The 19,858-nt window shown below is 67.7% G+C and carries 20 protein-coding genes and 1 riboswitch; of the genes, 11 read left to right on the top strand and 9 right to left on the bottom strand.

The genetic code is table 11. The features are described from left to right. On the top strand, positions 1–374 hold a 374-nt coding region (locus VGL30_RS10800), incomplete at its 5' end, for a TonB-dependent receptor domain-containing protein (RefSeq protein WP_331539765.1). Positions 375–576: 202 nt separating this feature from the next. Continuing rightward, complete coding sequence (locus VGL30_RS10805) at positions 577–1,341, top strand: SDR family oxidoreductase (RefSeq protein WP_331539767.1); 765 nt, start codon at positions 577–579, stop codon at positions 1,339–1,341. Here VGL30_RS10805 and VGL30_RS10810 read toward each other — a convergent pair. From VGL30_RS10810 to VGL30_RS10820, 3 genes are all read right to left on the bottom strand, one after another. Further along, positions 1,269–2,219: an IS481 family transposase gene (locus VGL30_RS10810; protein ID WP_331539769.1), complete on the bottom strand. Its 951-nt coding sequence runs from the start codon at positions 2,217–2,219 to the stop codon at positions 1,269–1,271. The genes VGL30_RS10805 and VGL30_RS10810 overlap by 73 nt on opposite strands. An 87-nt stretch (positions 2,220–2,306) precedes the next feature. Continuing rightward, positions 2,307–3,314 carry a CDF family Co(II)/Ni(II) efflux transporter DmeF gene (gene dmeF / locus VGL30_RS10815; RefSeq protein ID WP_331539771.1) on the bottom strand — a complete coding sequence of 336 codons (1,008 nt, stop codon included), beginning with the start codon at positions 3,312–3,314 and terminating at the stop codon, positions 2,307–2,309. A 128-nt stretch (positions 3,315–3,442) separates the two neighbouring features. Next, positions 3,443–3,760: a plasmid stabilization protein gene (locus tag VGL30_RS10820; RefSeq protein ID WP_331539773.1), complete on the bottom strand. Its 318-nt coding sequence runs from the start codon at positions 3,758–3,760 to the stop codon at positions 3,443–3,445. A gap of 416 nt (positions 3,761–4,176) precedes the next feature. Here VGL30_RS10820 and VGL30_RS10825 point away from each other — a divergent pair, with 416 nt between their 5' ends. Then, positions 4,177–4,974, top strand: coding sequence for an SDR family NAD(P)-dependent oxidoreductase (locus VGL30_RS10825; protein ID WP_331539775.1), 798 nt, complete (start codon positions 4,177–4,179; stop codon positions 4,972–4,974). A gap of 25 nt (positions 4,975–4,999) precedes the next feature. After that, entirely contained in the window at positions 5,000–5,365 is a 366-nt protein-coding gene (locus tag VGL30_RS10830) for a hypothetical protein (protein ID WP_331539777.1), read from the top strand. Between the two features lie 4 nt (positions 5,366–5,369). Here VGL30_RS10830 and VGL30_RS10835 read toward each other — a convergent pair whose 3' ends face one another. Then, the gene (locus tag VGL30_RS10835; RefSeq protein ID WP_331539779.1) at positions 5,370–7,157 is read right to left on the bottom strand and encodes a long-chain-acyl-CoA synthetase; all 1,788 of its coding nucleotides are present in this window, start codon (positions 7,155–7,157) and stop codon (positions 5,370–5,372) included. Positions 7,158–7,527: 370 nt separating this feature from the next. Between VGL30_RS10835 and VGL30_RS10840 the strand changes: the two genes are divergently transcribed. Together VGL30_RS10840 and VGL30_RS10845 are read left to right on the top strand one after the other, a co-directional pair. Continuing rightward, entirely contained in the window at positions 7,528–8,298 is a 771-nt protein-coding gene (locus tag VGL30_RS10840) for a hypothetical protein (RefSeq protein ID WP_331539781.1), read from the top strand. 243 nt (positions 8,299–8,541) lie between these two features. After that, positions 8,542–8,766, top strand: coding sequence for a hypothetical protein (locus VGL30_RS10845; RefSeq protein ID WP_331539783.1), 225 nt, complete (start codon positions 8,542–8,544; stop codon positions 8,764–8,766). Between the two features lie 28 nt (positions 8,767–8,794). Here the strand turns inward: VGL30_RS10845 and thiC are convergent, their stop codons facing one another. Beyond that, complete coding sequence (thiC, locus tag VGL30_RS10850) at positions 8,795–10,621, bottom strand: phosphomethylpyrimidine synthase ThiC (RefSeq protein WP_331539785.1); 1,827 nt, start codon at positions 10,619–10,621, stop codon at positions 8,795–8,797. Between the two features lie 52 nt (positions 10,622–10,673). Continuing rightward, a riboswitch (TPP riboswitch) is annotated at positions 10,674–10,781 on the bottom strand. A gap of 93 nt (positions 10,782–10,874) precedes the next feature. Here thiC and VGL30_RS10855 point away from each other — a divergent pair. Together VGL30_RS10855 and VGL30_RS10860 are read left to right on the top strand one after the other, a co-directional pair. Then, positions 10,875–11,252: a hypothetical protein gene (locus VGL30_RS10855; RefSeq protein ID WP_331539787.1), complete on the top strand. Its 378-nt coding sequence runs from the start codon at positions 10,875–10,877 to the stop codon at positions 11,250–11,252. A gap of 130 nt (positions 11,253–11,382) precedes the next feature. After that, a complete protein-coding gene (locus tag VGL30_RS10860) occupies positions 11,383–12,081 on the top strand; it encodes an aspartate/glutamate racemase family protein (RefSeq protein WP_331539789.1) in 699 nt (232 codons plus the stop codon). A 10-nt stretch (positions 12,082–12,091) separates the two neighbouring features. On the opposite strand, the gene ypfJ is transcribed toward VGL30_RS10860, so the two are convergent. The 4 genes from ypfJ to VGL30_RS10880 all read right to left on the bottom strand — a co-directional run bounded on the left by ypfJ (position 12,092) and on the right by VGL30_RS10880 (position 17,385). After that, on the bottom strand, positions 12,092–12,940 hold the full coding sequence (ypfJ, locus tag VGL30_RS10865; RefSeq protein WP_331539791.1) for a KPN_02809 family neutral zinc metallopeptidase: 849 nt from the start codon (positions 12,938–12,940) through the stop codon (positions 12,092–12,094). Between the two features lie 62 nt (positions 12,941–13,002). Continuing rightward, positions 13,003–13,338, bottom strand: a complete 336-nt coding sequence (locus VGL30_RS10870; RefSeq protein WP_331539793.1) for a hypothetical protein — start codon at positions 13,336–13,338, stop codon at positions 13,003–13,005. A 62-nt stretch (positions 13,339–13,400) separates the two neighbouring features. Further along, entirely contained in the window at positions 13,401–15,014 is a 1,614-nt protein-coding gene (locus VGL30_RS10875) for an MFS transporter (RefSeq protein ID WP_331539795.1), read from the bottom strand. 40 nt (positions 15,015–15,054) lie between these two features. Next, on the bottom strand, positions 15,055–17,385 hold the full coding sequence (locus VGL30_RS10880; protein ID WP_331539797.1) for a TonB-dependent receptor: 2,331 nt from the start codon (positions 17,383–17,385) through the stop codon (positions 15,055–15,057). 609 nt (positions 17,386–17,994) lie between these two features. On the opposite strand from VGL30_RS10880, the gene VGL30_RS10885 reads away from it, so the two are divergent. The 3 genes from VGL30_RS10885 to VGL30_RS18820 all read left to right on the top strand — a co-directional run. Then, positions 17,995–18,762: an SDR family NAD(P)-dependent oxidoreductase gene (locus tag VGL30_RS10885; protein WP_331539801.1), complete on the top strand. Its 768-nt coding sequence runs from the start codon at positions 17,995–17,997 to the stop codon at positions 18,760–18,762. Positions 18,763–18,957: 195 nt separating this feature from the next. Further along, a complete protein-coding gene (locus VGL30_RS10890) occupies positions 18,958–19,452 on the top strand; it encodes a nuclear transport factor 2 family protein (RefSeq protein WP_331539799.1) in 495 nt (164 codons plus the stop codon). Between the two features lie 251 nt (positions 19,453–19,703). Next, the coding region (locus VGL30_RS18820) for a hypothetical protein (RefSeq protein ID WP_414694976.1) at positions 19,704–19,858 on the top strand (155 nt) is incomplete at its 3' end.

Below are 19,858 nucleotides of genomic sequence, written 5' to 3' on the forward strand. Positions count from 1 at the left end.
CCGAGGACGAATCCGGCGCCCGGATGCTTCGCGCGCCGGACTGGTCGTTCAACCTGGGCGGCGACTACACCGTGCCCACCAGCGCCGGGGACCTCGTGCTGACCGCCAACCTCGCCTACACCAGCCGCTATGCGCCATCGAGCACCGCGCTGGCCCTGACCGGCAGCGGACAGCGCTACGAGCAGCCCACCACGACGCTCGTCAACCTCCGCGCGGCCTGGCATATGCCGGGCGACCGGTGGACCCTGAGCGTCTTCGGGAACAACGTGACCGACGAACGCTACTACGTGCTCATCTCCGGCAACGCCTTCGGGGACGCCGCGGTCGAGGCCAAGCCGCGCAACTGGGGCGTGCGCGCCGACTATCGGTTCTAGCTCATGGCGCGGCTCGACCTGTGGACAATCCGCAAGTCGGCGGCCGCCGCACAGGCGGCGGCTACTCGCCTCGCCCAAAAAGAGACCGAGCGGTTCGACTGATTGACGCCGCCAGCCCGGCGTGGTGGGCTGACGGCGGGCCCGGTCCGGCTCGTCGGGATACGCTGTCGCAAGTCGGACCAACGTCACAAGGCGGCTGACCATGAAATTCTCTCTCGACGGCAAGGTGGCCCTGGTCACCGGGGCGAGCAGCGGCATGGGCCGCGCCATCGCCATCACCTATGCCGAACATGGCGCTGACGTGGTTGTCACCGGCCGCAACACGGAGCGATTGGAGGAGACTGCGGCCGCGGTTCGCGCGCACGGCCGCCGAGCGCTGTGCGTGGAGGCCGACCTGCTGCACCCTGAACAGGCGGCCATTCCCGTGGATCGGGCGATCGCCGAGTTCGGCAGGCTGGACATCCTGGTCAACAACGCCGGCGGCGCGGGCATGTATGTCGAGGGCGGCGTGGCCACCCTGTTCGAAACCACGCTGAAATCCGTGGAAGAGCTGTTCCGGCTGAACACCTTCTCGCCCTTCGTCACCAGCCAGGCGGCGGCGCGCCACATGCGGGACCGGGGCGGCGGCTGCATCATCAACGTGACGTCGGGGGCTGCGACGGTGACCGGCCCGGACGTCCACGCCTACGGCGGATCGAAGGCGGCGTTCCACGCCATGGGGCTCGCCTGGGGCAAGGAGCTTTCCGCGTACAACATCCGCGTGAACGAGATCGTGCCGGGAGCGGTCGACACCACCAACTTGTCCAAGCGCCTGACCACTCCGGAAGATCGCGCCAGGATGGCTGCGCCGCTGGGCCGCCTGGGCGTGCCGGAAGACATCGCCGGGGCGGCCCTTTACCTCGCGTCCGACGAGGCGAACTGGGTGAGCGGCGCCGTGTTGACGGTGAACGGCGGCCTGAGGCGCTGAAGTCGGAAGTTTACGCCGCTGTCCCGTCGCCGGGGCGAAATCGATGTTCGGTCACAGCTGCGCTGGGCTGATGATCTGCAGGGTCTGGCGTAGGCCCATTCGCGCAGGCTGGTCTGGATGAAGCGCTCGGCCTTGCCGTTGGTGCGCGGCGTGTAGGGTCGGGTCCGCACGTGGCGAGCGCCGGCGTCGCGGAGGGCTTTGGCGAAGATCTTGGAGCGATAGGCCGAGCCGTTGTCGGTCATCACCCGCTCGACCTTCACGCCCAGTCGCGCGTACCAGGCGAGCGCTCGCTCGAGGAAGGCGGTGGCGTCTTCCTGGCCCAGGCTCGGCAGGATTTCGGTGTAGGCTAGGCGCGAGGCGTCATCGATCGCCACGTGCAGGTGCTCGTGGCCCACCCCGCGGGCTCGGTGATGGCCCGCATGGTAGCCGGTGACGCGGTGGCCCAGGCCGTCGATCTTGATGTCCAGGTGGAGCAACTCACCAGGCGCAGCTCGCTCGTAGCGGTTGGCCGCAAGCTTCGGCTCCAGCGCCCTTAGCTTGCCCAGACCGAGACGGCGCAGCACCACTCCCACCGTTGAGCGCGGCATGCCGAGCGCACGTGCGATCGAAGGCCCGGTCATCCGCTCTCGTCGCATCCGTTCGATCTCGGCCCCACGCTGCGGCGGCGTCCTGCGCGGACATCGGCGCGGCGCCGAGCTGCGATCGCAAAGTCTCCGCTCGCCGCCCCGCCGATGCCGATCCAACCATCGGTATGCCGTCCGATCGGAAACCCCCGCCGCCCCCGCCGCCTGGCTCACAAGCCAGCCCTCATCGGCGATGCGAGACACCAATACGGCTCGACCACGCGGCGTCAGCCGAGCATTCTTGTGGACGTTCATCCGGGGAGCTCCGGTGGAAGTGGAGTGTTGCAACCCCAGCTTCGTTCAGACCGCTCCCCGGGTGAACAACCTTCGTAGCTTCAACACCTAAGCCGCCGTGCGCATCCCGTGCTCGCCGGCGCATCGGGTCGCTTCGATGGTGACGTGCCCCACCGGCAGCCCGTGAAGGCGCGCCTTGTAGGCTTCGGGCGAGCACGGCTCGGCGGCGATCAGCGCCACGATCGCCGCGTGGACGCCGGGCCCGACCTGCCACACGTGAAGATCGGTCACGCTTGCGTCCCCATCGGCTTCCACCCTTTGCCGGATCACCTGGGCGAGCCGCCCGTCGGACGTATCCAGCAGCACCTTGGAAGTGTCGCGCAGCAACGTCCAGGACCAGTTGGCGATCACCGCGGCGCCGACGATCCCCATGAGGGCGTCCAGCCAGACCCAGCCGAGGAACCGCCCGGCGAGCAGGGCCACGATGGCCAGCACCGAGGTCAGAGCGTCCGCCAGGACGTGCACGTAGGCCGATCGCAGGTTGTTGTCATGATGCGGACGCCCGTGGCCGGCGGGCTCGGGCGCGTGGCCGTGATGGTGATGATCGCCATGATCATGCGGAGAGGCCCAATCGCCATCTGGCGCCGCATGCCGGTGCTGATGCTTGCCGCCGGAGAGCATCAGGGCGCTGACGATATTCACCATCAGGCCCGCGGCCGCGACCACGGTGGCCTGGGTGAACGCGACGGCGTGGGGCGTGAGAAGCCGCTGCACGGACTCGACGCCGATGCCGATGGAGATCAGGCCCAGCGCAAGCGCCGACGAGAACCCCGCAAGCTCCCCGATCTTGCCGGTGCCGAAGGTGTAGCGGTCGTTCCGCGCCTGCTTCCGGGCGTAGACATAGGCCGCCGCCGCCACACCCAGCGCCAGGGCGTGCGTCGCCATGTGAAATCCGTCGGCCAGCAGCGCCATCGACCCGTAGGCCGCGCCGGCCGCGATCTCGCCCACCATCATCGTCGCCGTAATGGCCACGACCCAGAGGGTGCGCCTTTCATTGGCCTCGTGGTCCGATCCCAGGAACATGTGCTCATGGGCGTGATCAGCGTGAGCGTGCATGGGGCTTCCGTCCGGATGCGGCATCCCACGGTCTTGCCGCGCTCTTGTCGAAGCCGTCAACCGTCTCGGACGAGCGCCTGCGCCGGTCGGATCCCGTTGGCCGATGCGGGCGCCTTCGCCGCGTCACATCAATGGTGGACGTGGCTCCCGGCGTTGCGCTTGTGGGTGGCGGCCGCTTTCCTGGCGGAAGCGGAGCGTTCCACGGCCGAACGGCCCGCCGCGACCTTGCCGCCCTTCTCCCCGCCGTTGTGGGCTGCGGGATGGCCGGTGGCCTTGCCGCGGCCGGAGCCCGACTTCTTGCCGCCGCCGTCGTCCTTGTTGACGGTGGCCCAGGCCCGCCGTTCAGCTTCCTGCTCGGGGACGCCCTTCTTCTCGTAGCCCTCGGCGATGTGATCCGCCTTGCGCTCCTGCTTGTCCGTATACTTCGACTTATCTCCGCGGGGCATGTGCGCGCCTCTCCGTTCCTGACCTGCACAAACAATGCGCCCTCAGGGGACGCGGTTCCGGCGTCGCCTTCCGACAATCGGTGACTGAAGTCCGCTGAACAAGGAGGGCTCGGACCACGAGGGTCCGAGCCCGAAGTTTCGCAGTCCGCCGGCGGGTCCTTGCCGCGCAAGGTGACGTGGTCGGCGACCGGCTGGCCGGAGGCGGGCGCCTTCCAGAAGCGCGGCGCGCTCCTCGGGCGGAAGCTTCCAGCCGATGACCCCGTTCCATCGGCAGTGCAATGGGCGTCGGCCCGCCCGGGTCCCACCGGCGGCCTGCGCCGCGCGCCGCTATTGCTGAAGACACGTCAGCCGGTGTTCATTCGCCGCATGGGCCTGCGAGTCAGGCCCCGATCCGCAAACATGAGGACAGGCCTGCGATGACCATCCAACTCACCTTTCCCGAAGGCTGCGCGCTGGTGGCCGGAGGCGCCGGCAGCGTCGGAGCCGGCGTCACCCGCACCCTGGCCCAGGCGGGCCTGCACGTCACCTTCACCTATCTCTCCAACTCCGCCCGGGCGGAACGCCTGGCCGAGCAGATGCGCGACGAGGGGCTCGACGTCCGGGCCCGCCAGATGGACCTGCGCGACGCGGCCTCCATCGACGCCGCGCTGGCGTTCGCCCAGGCCAATGGCGGCCGGCTGCATACCGTCGCCTGCGCCTCCGGGGCGCCGGTGCCGTTCGACAACCTGGCCGACTTCGACATCGCCGCGGTCGAGGACTTCTTCTCCGCCGACGGGATGGCCAACTACCGCCTGGTCAACCGGGCCGTCCCGGTGCTGCGGTCGGGGGGCGGCGGCTCCATCACCCTATGCACCACGATCGCGCTCTACCGGGTCATCGCCTACGACGGGATCTCGCCGTTCTCCAAGGGCGCCGTCGAGGCCCTGGTGCGCCAGATCGCCTGGGAGGAGGCGCGCCATGGCATCCGCTGCAACGCGGTGCCGATCAGCTGGGTGGAATCCGAGACCGCGCATTACGACGGGCAACTGGAGTCGATGCCCTCGCCGAGGCGCGAGCGCGTCATCGCCTTGATGACGCAGATCAAGGAAATGCTGCGGATGCCCGGTCCGGCCAGGCCCGACGAAGCCGGCGCCCTGTTCGCCTTCCTGGCCTCCGATCAAGCCCGCTTCATCACCGGCCAGAGCATCGCCATCGACGGCGGGGCGACGCTTTGAGACGCGCCGCCGCGGGGGTCCTGGTATGAAGTTGCAGGAAGTCCTGCTCTGCAGCACCTTCGCCGTGGTCATGCCGATCGGCCAGATGCTGTTCAAGACCGCGGCCATCTACCAGGCCAGGCTCGAGGGGCCGCTGCTGTGGCGGCTGGCGACGAACGTCCCGCTGCTGGGCGCCTTCGCCTGGTACGGCGCCACGGCGCTGTTCTGGTTCTACATCCTCACGCGGATGCCGCTCTCCATCGCCTATTCCTTCTCGATCCTGGGCTCCGCCCTGGTGCCGCTGATGGCGGGGCTGGTCTTCAAGGAGCCGATGACCTGGCGATTCGCGGTGGGCTATCTCCTGATGCTCTCGGGCTTCCTGGTCATCCTGCGCGGGACCGCCAGCGCCTGAGGGCTCAGATCTTCGCGCCCCCGGCGACGATCTTGTCGAAGCCGGCCCTGGTCAGCTTCACATAGCCCCGCTTGGTATCGCGGTAGTACAGCGGCCCCTTGGCCTTGGCGGGGTCGAACCCGTCGGCGACCAGGTCCATCTTGCGCGGCTTGAAGGTGCCGGTGACGTCGATCTGCGGCAGGATGCGGATGAACACCGGCTGGGCGAAGGGCGGCAGCTCCCGGCCCACATAGTCGCTGAAGGCGGCCACGTCGAACTCCGGGTCCACCACCAGCCCCGCCATGCCGGCGCGCCCGTCGGCGCCCTCCACCGCCACGCCGTAGACGCTGGCCTCGCGCACGCCCGGCGCGGCCTGCAGCCGCTCGGCCACCTCGGTGGTCGAGACGTTCTCCCCCTTCCAGCGGAAGGTGTCGCCGATCCGGTCGACGAAATAGAAGTAGCCGTCCGCATCCTGGCGCATCAGGTCGCCGGTGGAGAACCAGGCGTCGCCCTTGGCGAAGACGTTGCGCAGGATCTTCTTCTCGGAGGCCTGCTTGTCCACATAGCCTGCGAAGTCGGTGCGCGCGTCGCCGGCGATCTGGCCGACGCATTCGCCGACCTCGCCGGCGCCCGCCTCGATCCCCAGGCCGTCCAGCCCGCGGACGATGTCGCCGGTCTCCACGTCGTATTGCACCAGCCGGACGTTGAACGTCTTGCGCAGCCACTTGGGCACGCGGCCGATCGCACCCTCCCGGCCGTCGAAGTTGAACATCGAGACGTTCCCCTCCGTGGAGCCGTAGAACTCCAGGACGTTGGGGATGCGGAACCGCCGCTTCATCGCCGCCCAGACGTCGGGCGTCAGGCCGTTGCCGAACGCCAGGCGAACCTTGTGGCGGGTCTCGTCCTCGGTCTCCGGCTGGTTCACCAGGTAGCGGCAGAGCTCGCCGATATAGACGAACATGGTGCAGCTCTCGGCGACTACCTCCGGCCAGAAGTGGCTCGCCGAGAAGCGCCTGCGCAGCACCACCGAGCCGCCGTTGAGCAGCGCCGCGCCCAGGCCGCAGAGCCCGCCGGTGGCGTGATAGAGTGGCAGGGTCACATAGATGCGGTCCTGCTCCGTGGCCGCCGTCGCGCCGGCGAATCCCCGCATGTAGAGCTGAGCCCGCTGGTGGGTGATCCGCGCGGCCTTGGGCAGGCCGGTCGTGCCGCTGGTGTAGATGAACAGCGCCGTGTCGCGGGCGGTCATGTCCTCTCGCACCGCCCGGTCCGGGGGAAGCTGGCTGCAGCTCTTCAGGGCCTGGGCGAGGTCGCGCTGGTCGCCGTGGGCCTGGCCCAGCACCCACTGCCGCATCGGCCGCTCCAGGAGCGGGCGGACAGCTTCGAACACCGGCGAGGTCTCGGCGTCGACGATGCAGTTCACGGCGCCGGAGATGTTGAGGCAGTGGGCCAGCGAGAAGCCGGCGAGCTGGTTGTTGATCAGCGCCGTCACTACCCCCACCTTCGACAGGCCGTACCAGGCCGCGAAGTACTCGATACGGTTGGGCATCAAGAGCGCCACAACCTGGCCGCGGCGGATGTTCAGGCCCTTGGCCCAGTGGGCGAAGCGGTTGGCCATGGCCTCCAGCTCCGCATAGGTGACGGTGCGCCCCTCGAAGGTCATGGCCGGGCGCGTGCGGTGCTTGTCGAACGCCGCCTGCAGGTCGTCGCAGATCAGGTTGGCGGAGTCCGGAGCGATGGACTTCACACGCTTCAACGTTCGATTGAGCCCGCGCGTAAAACGCCACTCACGCTCAAGCCGGGCCTTGAACCGCATTGCACCCCTCCGCTCCGGCCACCTTGTGGGCGACGGCGACCGTGGGTCAAGCGAGGCGAGCTGCGCGATTGGTCACACTCGTGCGAGGCGAGGCCGGGATGGAAGCGACGGAAGGCGTCCAGTCGACGTCAATATTTACAATCTCCATTCCGGTCTTCGAGACGATGCATAGCGAATATGTATTCCAACACGATTCCTATGAAAGATAATTTCAAGATCTCATATCGATAAGACCAGCTCCGGAACGACCTTCCGACTTTTACGAGTGCTGTATGGAAGTCGCTATAACGACAAGCGCGGCTGTTTCGGATTGGAACGGCCTTCACCTTCATCCGTTATTCTGGCAACCAACACTGCTTGGAGGAACGTCATGCCTGTGGATTTTTCAGCCCGTGAGGATTTGTCGCCGCCCGATCCGGACGCCTCGGCCTTCGCACCGACTCCGGTTTACGCGCGCCCCACGAAGAAGAGCCGCCGCTTCCGCTCCGCCGCCCCGTCGGTGACGACGGCGATGGCCGGGCCGGCCGGCGAGACGGTGCTCACCCGCGGCCCGCTGTCCCGCGACGATGTCGCGGACGACGTCGAGGGCCGCGCCAGGGCGCCGGCGCGCCGCATGCCGGCGGCGGCCTTGCTGGCGCTGCCGGTCGCCCTCGTGGCGCTGGGCGGCGCCTACTACTGGATGCAGACCCGCGACACCGGCGCGCCGCTCGCCGCCAACACCGCCGCCGCGCCGGCGGTCCTGAGCACGACGCCAGCGGTGGAGACCCCGGTCGTCCCGCCGGTCGAGACCATGCCGACGCCGACGCCCATGCCGCCGGCGGCCACCACCCCCCGGGCTGAGCGCGCCGCGACGCCGGCGGTCGCGGCCCACCACGCCCAGACCCGCGTCGCCCGCGCCCGTCCGACTCCGGCGCCGACGGCTGACGACAGCGCGGCCGACGCCAGCGCCGTGGTCCCCGCCAGCCCGCCGACCGCGGTCAACCCGCGAACCGACGTGGCTCCGCCTATGGCCATGGCGCCGCCGCCGCTGACGCCGCCGCCGGTTTCCGGCGCCGTGAACCCGGCCCCCGTGACGCCGCCGCCGGGTGTGACGGGCGCAACGCCCGGGAGCTCCGCGGACGGGACCGGCGCCACGCCGTAACGGCGGCGTCCCGACGCCAACCACGTCAGGCGGGCGGCTCACCGAGCCGCCCGCCTTTTTGATGCTGCGACAATACGCGTCGGCCGCTCGCTCCTGTTCAGGGGTGTTTTATGGTTTCTAAAGGGGCCCTCGCTATGTCAGGTGTGCGGTGCGGGGTTGCGCCGCCGTGTCGCAGCGCGGCGAGGACCGTCTGCGGCTAAGAGCGACCGCAGTTTAAAAGGCGGACTTTAAGGAATGCTCAAAATGATGTTTTCGCGCGAAGTCGCTGAGTGGCTGTCCGCCAGCCTGGTCATCATCTCCGGCGGCCTCGCCGGCCATTACGCCGTGAGCGGCATGAACGCCGTCCAGTGGGCGGGCGCCGTGGCCGCCGTGCTGGGCTCGATCACCGTGGCGGTGTCGGTTCGCGTCTGGCCCGCCGAGGTCACGGTCGAGGACAAGACCCGCCGCCGCGCGCGCTCGGACGACTGATCTCCCATCCGGGGGGAGGCTTTGACGCCTAATCGACCTTCACCCGGATCTCCCCGCCGCCGTCGCGGAATTTCTGCGCCATCTCGGCCAGGCCGTCCGCCACGTCGTTCTGGGCGCTGGCCGCCGCGCGGATGTCCTGGCTGATCTTCATCGAGCAGAACTTCGGCCCGCACATCGAGCAGAAGTGCGCGGTCTTCATCGCCTCCTTCGGCAGGCTCTCGTCGTGGTATTCCCGCGCCGTCTCGGGATCGAGGCCGAGGTTGAACTGGTCTTCCCAGCGGAACTCGAACCGGGCGCGCGACACCGCGTCGTCCCAGGCCCGCGCCGTGGGATGGCCCTTGGCCAGGTCGGCGGCGTGGGCGGCGATCTTGTAGGCGATCACCCCTTGCTTGACGTCTTCCCGGTCCGGCAGGCCCAGGTGTTCCTTCGGCGTCACGTAGCAGAGCATGGCGGTGCCGAACCAGCCGATCATCGCCGCCCCGATGGCCGAGGTGATGTGGTCGTAGCCCGGCGCCACGTCGGTGGTCAGCGGGCCCAGGGTGTAGAACGGCGCCTCGCCGCACACCGCCAGCTGCTTGTCCATGTTGGCCTTGATCTTGTGCATCGGCACGTGGCCGGGCCCCTCGATCATCACCTGCACACCATGCTTCCAGGCTACCTGGGTCAGCTCGCCCAGGGTCTCCAGCTCGGCGAACTGCGCCGCGTCGTTGGCGTCGGCGATGGAGCCGGGGCGCAGGCCGTCGCCCAGCGAGAACGACACGTCATAGGCCCGCATGATCTCGCAGATGTCCTCGAAGCGGTCGTAGAGGAAGTTCTCCCGGTGGTGCGCCAGGCACCACTTGGCCATGATCGAGCCGCCGCGGCTGACGATCCCCGTCGTCCGCCGCGCGGTCAGCGGCACATAGGCCAGCCGCACGCCCGCATGGATGGTGAAGTAGTCCACCCCCTGCTCGGCCTGTTCGATCAGGGTGTCGCGGAACACCTCCCAGTTCAGGTCCTCGGCGATCCCGCCCACCTTCTCCAGCGCCTGGTAGATCGGCACCGTGCCGATCGGGACCGGCGAGTTGCGCACGATCCAGTCGCGGATGTTGTGGATGTTGCGGCCGGTGGAGAGGTCCATGACCGTGTCCCCGCCCCAGCGGATCGCCCAGACCATCTTGTCAACCTCGTCGGCCACGGTGGACAGCACCGCCGAGTTGCCGATGTTGGCGTTGATCTTGACCAGGAAGTTGCGGCCGATGGCCATCGGCTCCAGTTCGGTGTGGTTGATGTTGGCGGGAATGATCGCCCGCCCGCGGGCCACCTCGTCGCGCACGAACTCCGGCGTGCAGAAATCCGGGATCGCGGCCCCGAAGTCCTCCCCGTCGCGGATGAAGACGTCGCCCTCGCGCCGGCGCAGGTTCTCGCGGATCGCCACGTACTCCATCTCCGGCGTGACGATCCCGCGGCGGGCGTACTCCAGCTGCGTCACCGCCGCCCCGGCCCGCGCCCGGTAGACCCGGCGCGGCTGGCTGAACCGCGGGGCCAGGCCGGTCCCCTGCGCAAACCCGTTGTCCTCCGGCTTCACCTCCCGCGGCGCCTGCACGATCTCCACGTCGCCGCGGGAGACCACCCAGGGCTCGCGGGTGCGCGGCAGGCCCTTGGCGATGTCGATCACAGCCGACGGCTCCGTGTAGGGACCGGAGGGATCGTAGAGCGTCAGCGGCGGCTCCTGGGCGCTCGGATGCACCGCCACCTCGCGGAACGGCACACGGATGTCCGGCCACAGCACCCCGGGCTGGTAGACCTTGCGCGATCCTGGCCGCTCCCCGGTCGGAACGGCGGCCGTGGAGCTCAAGGGAGTCTGGATGTTCACTGCGGCCTCCTGGCGGCTGTGCGGCCACGGGCGGCGAGAAGAGGACGGCTTGATCATACGGCCGGCGCCTTCCCTTCGCCGGCATGACCCGGATCAGGTTCTACGGGTCGCGGGCTCGCCCGCCTCTCAGCCGCCTCGCGCGGCCCCCCGAGGGCTCTTCTATAAGACTAGGCGCGTCGGCGCGCCCGCGCCACGCTTTTCGGGAACTTAGGGCGTGCTTCGGATGCTATGCTGCCAGCAAAAGGAGGAGCCCATGAAGACCGTCCTCGTCCTGGCCGCGGCCGCCGCGCTCGCCACCCCCGCCGCCGCAGCCGACGCAGCCGACGCCTGCTTCCGCACCCACGACATCGCCGCCCACCGCAAGGTCGACGACCACACCCTCTACGTCCGCGTGCTGATCAAGGACATCTATCGGGTGACCACCAAGGGCTCTTGCCTGGCCGGCGCGAACAGCTCCGACCCGCTGATCCTGAAGACCGTAGGCGCCTCCGGGCTGGTTTGCCACCCCATCGACCTGGACCTGGGCGTGCGGATGGGTCCCGGCGCCGGGACGTCGCACTGCATCGTCGACTCCATCACCAAGCTCACGCCGCAGGAGGCGGCGGCGATTCCCAAGAAGCTCAAGCCCTGATAACCGCGATATCCCCGTCGCGGAGGCCGCGCGGGACGTGCTAGGCAGGCCGCATGTCGGCTTCCTCCGCTCCGTGCGCGCCTCAATCGGCGCGGAATCGCGCCTCCGAGGCCTCGCAAGGAGCCTTCGCATGAGCCTGATCCTGGGCCTCCTGGGCGGCATGGGCCCGGCCGCAACCCTGGTGTTCCTCGAGAAGCTGCAGGCCTTCACCCCCGCGAAGGCCGAGCAGGACCACATCCGGGTGATCGCCGACATCAACCCCGGCGTGCCCGACTTGAGCGCACCGGGATCGGGCGCGGGTCCTGTATTGGCGGAGATGGCCGGCGCCCTGCGCGGCGCCGGCGCCGACGTGCTGGCCATCGCCTGCAACGCCGCCCACGCCCACGCGGACCTCATCCAGCGCGCCTCCGGCCTGCCGTTGATCGACATGATCGAGACCGCCTCGGACGCCGCCTGCGCCACCGGCGTGCGCCGGGTGGGCGTGCTGGGCGCCAGGGGCGCGCTCAGGCTCTACCGCGAATACCTGGCCGCCCAGGCCATGGGCATGGTCAGCCTGCCGTCGGATCGTCAGGCGGTCTTCATGGAGGCGCTGGGCCGCATCAAGGCCGGCGATCTCTCCTCGCCGGTCCAGGCGCAGATGGCCGAGCTGGCCGCCGACCTGGCCGCCGAAGGCGCCGAGGCGGTGATCGCCGGCTGCACCGAAATCCCCCTGGTGCTGCGCCCTGAGGAAGTCCGCATCGAATTCATCGACCCCGTCGAGCATCTCGCCCGCCGCTGCGTCGACGTCTGCCTGGGGATGGAGGCCGTCCCGCAGTTGCTGGGGTCGTAACTCTTAACCCTTAAAGCCGCGCCGCCCCGAATGTATCGCAGTTCGCCGGGTCGCCGGACTCCACCCCCGTCCTGAACCACCGCATCCGCTGCGCGCTGGTCCCGTGGGTAAAGGTGTCGGGCATGACGCGGCCCTGCGTCTCCTTCTGCAGGGTGTCGTCGCCCACGGCGGAGGCGGCGCGCAGGCCGTCCTCCACGTCCTTCGGGTCCAGGGCCACCTGGCCGCCGGAAACCTCGGAAGCATGCGCCGCCCACACCCCGGCGTAGCAGTCGGCCTGCAGCTCCAGCCGCACGGAGCCGCTCTGCGCCCCGCGGGCGCCCTGGCGCTCGGCCTTCGCGGTCTCGCCGGTCAGGTTCTGCACGTGGTGGCCGATCTCGTGGGCGATGACATAGGCGCGCGCCGCCTCGCCTTGCGCCCCAAAGCGGCTGGCCAGCTCGTCCCAGAACGACAAATCGAGGTACACCCGCTGGTCCTGCGGGCAGTAGAACGGCCCCATCGCCGCCTGCCCCGTGCCGCAGCCGGTGCCGGTGGCCTGGTCGTAGAGCACGACCTTCGGCGGGGTGTAGCGCTGGCCTTGCTGCTGGAAGATCGCCGTCCAGACGTCGTCCACCGAGGTGGAGACCACGTTGACGAACTTGCCGGCCTCGTCATTGGGCGCGCCTTCGACGCCCGCCTGCTGCTGGCCCTGCGGCGCCACGGCGCTGACGGTGTTGAGGGTGGTGGACGGGTCGATGCCGAACACGAAATAGCCGATCAGCGCCAGGACCACTCCGCCGGCGCCCACGCCGCCGACCACGCCACCGCTCATCCCGCGGCGGTCCTCGATGTTGCCGGATTGCCGTCCGCCGAGCCAGCGCATGTCGTTCGTCTCCTGTTGGGCCTGGGCAGCTTAACGCCAAGCGGAGGCGCAGGCTCCGGCCATCAGCGGCGGTTCTCGGCGGCCGCCTTCACCCGGGCGTTGGAGGCCGCCAGCCGGTCGTCGGGAACGGAGGCGTAGTGCCGCGGCGGCGCGCCCTTCACGGGCGGAAGCAGGCGGACCGGCGCCGCGCCGCGGCTGGGGTCGGTGTCGCGCAGCGCCTGCTCGGCGCGCAGGCGGGCGTCCAGCGCCATCAGCTCGTTGTGCAGCGCCACGTCCCGCTGGCGCGCGGCGGCCAACTCGGCGTCGACCTCGCCGGCGCGCTGGAAGACGTAGGCGCCCTGCGCCCGGGCGGCGGAGCCGGCGGCGGCGAGGATGAGGGCGAGGGTTAGGGTGCGCATGAGGGCTCCTGGAGTGTGAACGCCTCGACGGCGGCTCCGGGTTCCCTGGGAAGGTCAGGACCTCAGAGCACCTCCCCGAACTGCTCGGCGCGCTGGCGGCGCGCCGCGTCCGTTTCATTGCTGAGCCTCGCGGCGGCCTTCAGCAGCAGCACTATTCCGACGGGAACGAGCGTGAGCAGGCTGTACAGGCCGATCGTCAGCGACCCGGTGAGGGTGCTGATCTTGCCGGCCCAGTAGGGCCCGACGCCGGAAGCGACCACGATGACGACAAGCGAAAACGCCGCCGCGGCCGTCCCCCGCATTCGGGGAAGCACAAGATCCTGCACCAGGGCGGCGAAGCCGCTCGACCATACGAGGCTGAGGAAGCTGAAGACGAAGAACGCGGCCAGGAAGATCGGCAAGTCGGGCGCCCACATCATCACAAAGAACGCCGGAATGGGGCCCAGGAGCGCGATCAGCCCCATCCACATCGGGGCGCGCCGGTCGTGGCGTTTCCAGCGATCGGTGACCAGGCCGGAGAGCGTCACGCTCAGCCCCGCCGAAACCGCCGACGCGACGCCGAGGTAGAGCCCCGCCTGCCCGGGGCTCGCCCCCAGCTCGCGCATGGCGTAGGGCGCCGCCCACATGTGCATCGTCCCGCTGACACAGGCGATGATGGCGCCGCCCGCGAGCGAGAGCGCGAAGGTCGGGCAGCCGAACGTCAACTTGAACAGCGGCAGGTCGCGGTGGCTCAGCACCTGGCCCCAGGTGGTGATGGAATAGACCCCGATCGTCACCGAGATCCATTGCGCCCAGTCATGCGTGGCGGCGCCCAGCAGGATCGCGCCCGCGACGAGCCCGGCCGCCAGGATCAGGTTTTTGCGGACGGCGCGCCGACCGCCGACGTACAGCAGCTTCACGAGCGTGAACGGCGGCACGGCGGCCGAGAGTTCCGAGACCACCAGCCGAAACGGCGACCCGGCGTCGGACTTGGGGTTCGGCCGGGGTTCCTTGAGGTTCGCGATCAGCACCGCCAGCAGCAGTCCCGGAAGGCCGACGATGAAGAACGCCGCCTGCCAGTTCGCGATCCGGCAAGCGCCATCGACCGGCAGCGAGAGGCAGATCTGGCCCCAGTGCTGCAGGATCATCCCGCCCAGCAACAGCGACGCCGCGGCCCCCAACTGGTTTCCCAGGAGATAGACCCCCAGCACCGCCGCCCGGTTCCTGGGCGGGAAGTAGTCGGAAAGCAGGGAATGGGAGCACGGGCTGGCGGTCGCCTCCCCGACGCCCACCCCGATGCGCGCCGCCGCCAAGCCCGCGAAGTTCACCGCCAGCCCCGACAGCGCCGTCATCGCCGACCAGAGCGCCAGGCCGGCCGCCATCAGCCTGGTGCGGCTGAGCGCGTCGGCGATGCGCCCGATGGCGATGCCCACCACCCCGTAGAATACCGCGAAGGCGGTGCCCAGCAGGAACCCCAGCTGGGCGTCGGTGAGGTTCAGGTCGGCCTTGATGCTTTGCGCGACGATCGAGATGATCTGCCGGTCGACGTAGTTGAAGAAGCTCGCCACCGCCAGCAGCGTCAGGGCGTAATAGGCGTACGGGCTTGCGACCGTCCCGCTGGCCTTGGCCGCCGCCTCTCCATCCCCGATCGGCGGTGCGACCAGGTCGGCCGACGGAGACACCACTTGCTCGCTCATTCTACTCACCCTTCGCAACGCGGGTTCGGCGGCGTTGCACTCAGAACGACACCTTCGCTTCCACGCCGAACGTTCGCCGCTCGCCATAGAGGCTGGCCCCGATTCCGACCGTTGGTCCGAAGTCGACGGAACTCACGACATACCGCTCGTCGGTGAGGTTCTCCCCGTACACGCTTAGCTCCGCCCGCGAGGCGTGCCCCAGAGGAATGCCCGACAGCGACAGCCTGGCGCCCAGCAGGCCGTACGGCTTGCTGTCCAGCAGCGGCCCGTACGCGGAGACGTTGGGAATGTTGACGGTATAGAAATGCCGGCGGCCCTTGTAGGCGTAGCTGACCTGCATCCCCCACTTCCCGTAGTCAGTCGCCGGGAGCGAATAGTTGAGGATGAAGTTTGCGGTCCATTTCGGCACGTACTGGAACTGGGCGATGTCGCCGTAATTGGCCAGCGAGCCATTCGTAAACACGCCGGGGGTCGCTGTGGCGACCGGGCTGGGGAAGAAAATCCTCTGGTACTTCGGACTGGTGTATCCAACGGACCCCGAAAGGGTCAGGTTGTCGATCGGAACAGCCTGCGCCTCGAGCTCGAAGCCCTTGTACGTTGCTTTCGCGTTGCCGGAGTTGCTGCCGCCGCCGGCGATGAACTGCCCGACCTGCAGGTCCTGGTAATCCGTATAGTAAGCCGCGCCGTTGATCCGCAGCCTTCTGTCCAGGAACTCGGCCTTGAGTCCCGCCTCGTAGGACTTCACCTTCTCCGGCAGGTAGATCAGGCTTCCGCCGAGCGCGGCCCGGATGTTGAAGCCGCCGGCCCGGTAGCCCGTGGCGTATCGGGCATAGGTCATCACGTCAGGGGTCCATCGGTAGGAAACGGACGCCAGAATGGAGGTGTCGTTGGACTTCAGCGTACCGGACCTCGCCGAAGGAGCGTACTGGTCCAGGTCCTTGTTGTCCTCGGTGTAGCGGGCGCCGCCGGTCAGTTCGAGCTTCTGCTCCAGGAAAGCCGGCTTCCAGCTCGCCTGCGCAAATCCTGCGATCGATTCGTTGGAGACGCGATACGACACGGTGCCGAGCGACGGGATGGCGAACTGTCCCCCCGGGCGCACCACCAGCAGGTTGGTCGTCGTCGTTTCGCGGCCCTGCTCGGTGAAGTAGAATCCGCCAACCACCAACTGGACGTCTCCGAACGTGCCCAGCAGCTGGATTTCCTCGGACGTCTGCTGCTCGGACGTCTTGCGCGCCGGCAACATGTAGAAGCCGTTGAATGACCGCACCACGGACGTGGCGAGCGTGTTGCCGACCCGTCCCACCAAATTCGAAGGTCCTGTGAACGACGGGGAGTCGTAGGTGAACCTCCTGTAGGCCGAGATGGACTTGAGGGTCAGAGCGTCGCTCAACTCGTAAGTCAGCGTCAACGAGGTTCCGCCCGACTTCAGCTTCTGATCGCCCCCCGTCGCCCAATGCGGCACCGAGCTCTGCGGCGCCGAGGTCACCGCATAGGGATTTCCGCCGAGGCTTGGAGACAGATTGAAGAACCTGGTGACATCCGGACTGGCGAACCTGATCTGAAAATAGGTGCTGGAGCCTTTCATGTCGTCATAGTCGGCGGCCACCGCTACGTTCAACGGACCCCATTCGCCGACAGCCTTGCCCCAGAAGGAATCGGATTTCAGCGCGCCCGGATCCTTGTTGTCGGGCTGGTCGCCGTTGTCGACGGTTCCGTCGTTCTGCCGGTGCTGGTAGGCCGCCGACACCTTGATGTTCGAATTTCCCAGCAATCCGCTGTCGATTCTCAGGCGCAGGCTCTGCGAGTTGTAAGTTCCGTATGACGCCCGGATGTCCCCGCCGAACTCGTCCGCCGGGGTCCGCGTCACGATGCTGATCGCGCCGCCGGTCGTATTCCTGCCGAACAGCGTGCCTTGCGGGCCGCGGAGAACCTCTATCCGCTCCGGGGATACGAGGTCGGAAAGCGAATTGTTGTTTCGCGCATAATAGACGTCGTCGACGTATATTCCGACTGGTGGGTCCTGACCGAACTGGGACTCGGACGCGCCGATGCCTCGAATGAAGTGAGACGCCGCGCCAAGGGCGTTCGGCGTCTTCGCGGTAGAAAGATTGGGCGCCATGCTGGCGACCCTCTCAATAGTGTAACCGGGTTGCCGTTCGAGCGCTTCCGCTGACAGCGCCGTAATCGAGATCGGCGTCTCCTGCAGGCTCTCCGCGCGCTTTCGCGCCGTGACCACAATCTCCTCGAGGGCGGCCGGAGCCGTGTGAACCTGCTGCTGGCTGTCTTGAGCGCGGGCGGAGTGACAGAAACCCACGCCCGCCGTCAGGGCTGCGCTGGCGAGCAGCAGGCCACGGCTTGTCTTGACGTTCATGCTGTAGATTCTCCCTGACGCCGGATTACTCCGGACTAGGCGCCATGCGCCGCTGGTTGCTTCGGAATTGGCCCAACTGTGTGGTCCAGGCTGTGCTTTTCGGCGTCCCCCGTACCGCCGCTTCCCAACGCACGAAGACACAGGCGGCCTATGCCGTGCATCGGTGGCCCTGCGCACCTCTCACCTGTCCATTTCGTCTTTTTATTCTATATTTCGAACAGAGTGTGGCAGTTTCGGCGGAATGACCCGGCCGGTCAATGGCTTTTGCATCACCACGCGGGATGACTCAGGCGGGCGTCCGCTATTGACAAGTCGACGCCGCATTCATAGCGTCCCCCCTGGAAATCAGGCACTTAACATCAATAATTACCAGTATTATACAAATATATACTTACTATTATTGATTATATGGCGGATATTGACGCAGGGTGAGATGCATTTCTTCGGGATGCCTGGAACCGATGCTTGGCGCCGCTACGCCACGGAGCTTCGCATTCCATTGCCGGATGCCGGAGACAATGATTTTGCTCTGCGGAACTGCCCGTGATGCGCGACTTCGAGAAGTAATGCATATCCTCGTGACAGATTTGGAGAATTTCCATCATGGACATGACTGGTCACGTCGTTTTGGTTACCGGCGGCGCCGGCGCGATTGGCCTGGAAACCTGCGCGCAATTCCTGGCGGCCAATGCGGCCGTGGTCGTGAACGGTCGGGACGCCGGCCGCTGTGAAGCCGCCGCCGTGCAGCTGCGCGGACGGTTTCCCGGCGCCAGGGTGTTCGCCCTGGCCGCCGACGTGAGCGACTACGCGGCCAGCGCGGCCCTGGTTGCGGATGTGGAGGCGGCGGCTGGGCGCCTCGACGGCCTGGTGCATTCCGCGACCGGCGGCGCGCCGGGGGTCCTGGGCAAATTCGAACAGACCGACCCAGCCCAGTACCTGACCCTGATGCAGCGCTCGTTATGTACATTGTTGAACATCTGCCACGCCGCCCTTCCCGCCCTGCGGCGCGCCGGAGGCGGCGCTATCGTGGCGCTCAGTTCGGACTCCGGGAAGATCGCCGCGCCGAATCAGACGCTTCAAGGCGCGACCCGCGCCGGCGCTATGATGTTCATCCGGAGCTTGGCGTTGGAAGCCTCGGCCGACGCCATACGTTGCAACTGCGTTTCGCCGACGTTTGTCCAAGGCACTCCGATCTTCGATCGCATGCTGGCGCAGGATCCTCAGTCGGGCCGGGCCGCGCGGGCGGCCTCGCGAGCCAAGCTGGGGCTGCCGACGGCGAGCGACATCGCCGCGCTGACGGTCTTTCTCTGCAGTCCGGCGGGCGCGCATCTCACGGGCCAGGTCATCAGCGTGAATGGCGGCCTCAGCGCCGCTTGAACCCGTCGCAGGCCCGGCCAGGCCGCCAGCAGTAGGATTTGGCCGAGGGCGAGGTAAGCAGAAAACGACCCCCGTTATGCCGGCGCTGTATCAAAGCTGCTTATGAACGTTTTTGATCTAGGTAGCAGCAAATGTCAGTTCCGGACTCCTGTCGATCGAGCTACGGTTGTCAGTTGAATAAACAGGGAATCCGCCATGACGGAGGAGGAGCGTCGCGCGATCGAGCAGGATTGCGCCCGCCTGGTGATCGCCTACCACGTCTATGTCGACAATTATGACCATGAAAAGGTGCTGTCGCTGTTCGCCGAGCACGCCGTCGTAGACCATGCTGTAGTCGGCATGATCCGCGGCAAGGCGGCGCTCGCCGCCTATTTCGACGCCAAGGACACCTCGACCGTCGCCCAGCATGTGATGACCAACGTTCTGATCGACGTGATCGACGACGACCACGCCCGCGGCACGGCTTACTGGACCGCCTACATATCCCCCGCGGCGGCGCTGCCGGCGCCGATGTCCGGCCCGGCGGCGTTGGGCAGTTACCAAGACACCTTCATCCGCACGCCGGCGGGCTGGAAGTTCCATACCCGCCGTGTGATCGGGCGCTTCGCAGCTTCGGACCGGGGCTCGACCACCCTGCTCAAGGGCGGGGCGGCGGCGGTCGAAAAGGTCCGCGAGAAATTGGGCGGCTAGTACGCACGTCAATAAAGCCCGAGTTGTGATTCAAGGTATAAATGGCTCAAAAGCATGAAAAGTCCGGCTGACGCTGGGGAATCATATGTTCAGTTCACTGTCGCGGAAAATCGCTTTTCAACATCCCGTTAGCGCTGGCCGCAGTCTCCAGCAGCCCATGCGGATCTGCGAATGCGGTCGCATCGCGTCTCGGCGCTCGCCGCAAACGCGCATCCTGCGACATCTGGGATTTACAAGAGACGGGGAGTGATGTGCGCGAAGTTCGTCCGAGTTTTTGCCGCCTTTGCGGCTCCTATTGCCCCATCCTGGTTACGGTCGAGGATGGACGGGCCGTAGACATCAAGGGCGATCACGACGCCCCTCTGTATGACGGATACACCTGCCCGAAGGGGCGCGCGCTGCCCGA

It is taken from the genome of Phenylobacterium sp. (assembly GCF_036502675.1).
Taxonomy (GTDB): Bacteria; Pseudomonadota; Alphaproteobacteria; order Caulobacterales; family Caulobacteraceae; genus Phenylobacterium.

What these genes read in the sequence shown, in the direction of transcription:
- VGL30_RS10845 (WP_331539783.1), top strand. Translation starts at nt 8,542, where the DNA reads ATGATGTTTTCGCGCGAAGTCGCTGAGTGGCTGTCCGCCAGCCTGGTC.
- VGL30_RS10860 (WP_331539789.1), top strand. Translation starts at nt 11,383, where the DNA reads ATGAGCCTGATCCTGGGCCTCCTGGGCGGCATGGGCCCGGCCGCAACC.
- VGL30_RS10810 (WP_331539769.1), bottom strand. Translation starts at nt 2,219, where the DNA reads ATGAACGTCCACAAGAATGCTCGGCTGACGCCGCGTGGTCGAGCCGTA.
- VGL30_RS10875 (WP_331539795.1), bottom strand. Translation starts at nt 15,014, where the DNA reads ATGAGCGAGCAAGTGGTGTCTCCGTCGGCCGACCTGGTCGCACCGCCG.
- VGL30_RS10885 (WP_331539801.1), top strand. Translation starts at nt 17,995, where the DNA reads ATGACTGGTCACGTCGTTTTGGTTACCGGCGGCGCCGGCGCGATTGGC.
- dmeF (WP_331539771.1), bottom strand. Translation starts at nt 3,314, where the DNA reads ATGCACGCTCACGCTGATCACGCCCATGAGCACATGTTCCTGGGATCG.
- VGL30_RS10840 (WP_331539781.1), top strand. Translation starts at nt 7,528, where the DNA reads ATGCCTGTGGATTTTTCAGCCCGTGAGGATTTGTCGCCGCCCGATCCG.
- VGL30_RS10880 (WP_331539797.1), bottom strand. Translation starts at nt 17,385, where the DNA reads ATGAACGTCAAGACAAGCCGTGGCCTGCTGCTCGCCAGCGCAGCCCTG.
- VGL30_RS10890 (WP_331539799.1), top strand. Translation starts at nt 18,958, where the DNA reads ATGACGGAGGAGGAGCGTCGCGCGATCGAGCAGGATTGCGCCCGCCTG.
- VGL30_RS10825 (WP_331539775.1), top strand. Translation starts at nt 4,177, where the DNA reads ATGACCATCCAACTCACCTTTCCCGAAGGCTGCGCGCTGGTGGCCGGA.
- VGL30_RS10855 (WP_331539787.1), top strand. Translation starts at nt 10,875, where the DNA reads ATGAAGACCGTCCTCGTCCTGGCCGCGGCCGCCGCGCTCGCCACCCCC.
- VGL30_RS10870 (WP_331539793.1), bottom strand. Translation starts at nt 13,338, where the DNA reads ATGCGCACCCTAACCCTCGCCCTCATCCTCGCCGCCGCCGGCTCCGCC.
- VGL30_RS10835 (WP_331539779.1), bottom strand. Translation starts at nt 7,157, where the DNA reads ATGCGGTTCAAGGCCCGGCTTGAGCGTGAGTGGCGTTTTACGCGCGGG.
- VGL30_RS10820 (WP_331539773.1), bottom strand. Translation starts at nt 3,760, where the DNA reads ATGCCCCGCGGAGATAAGTCGAAGTATACGGACAAGCAGGAGCGCAAG.
- VGL30_RS10805 (WP_331539767.1), top strand. Translation starts at nt 577, where the DNA reads ATGAAATTCTCTCTCGACGGCAAGGTGGCCCTGGTCACCGGGGCGAGC.
- ypfJ (WP_331539791.1), bottom strand. Translation starts at nt 12,940, where the DNA reads ATGCGCTGGCTCGGCGGACGGCAATCCGGCAACATCGAGGACCGCCGC.
- VGL30_RS10830 (WP_331539777.1), top strand. Translation starts at nt 5,000, where the DNA reads ATGAAGTTGCAGGAAGTCCTGCTCTGCAGCACCTTCGCCGTGGTCATG.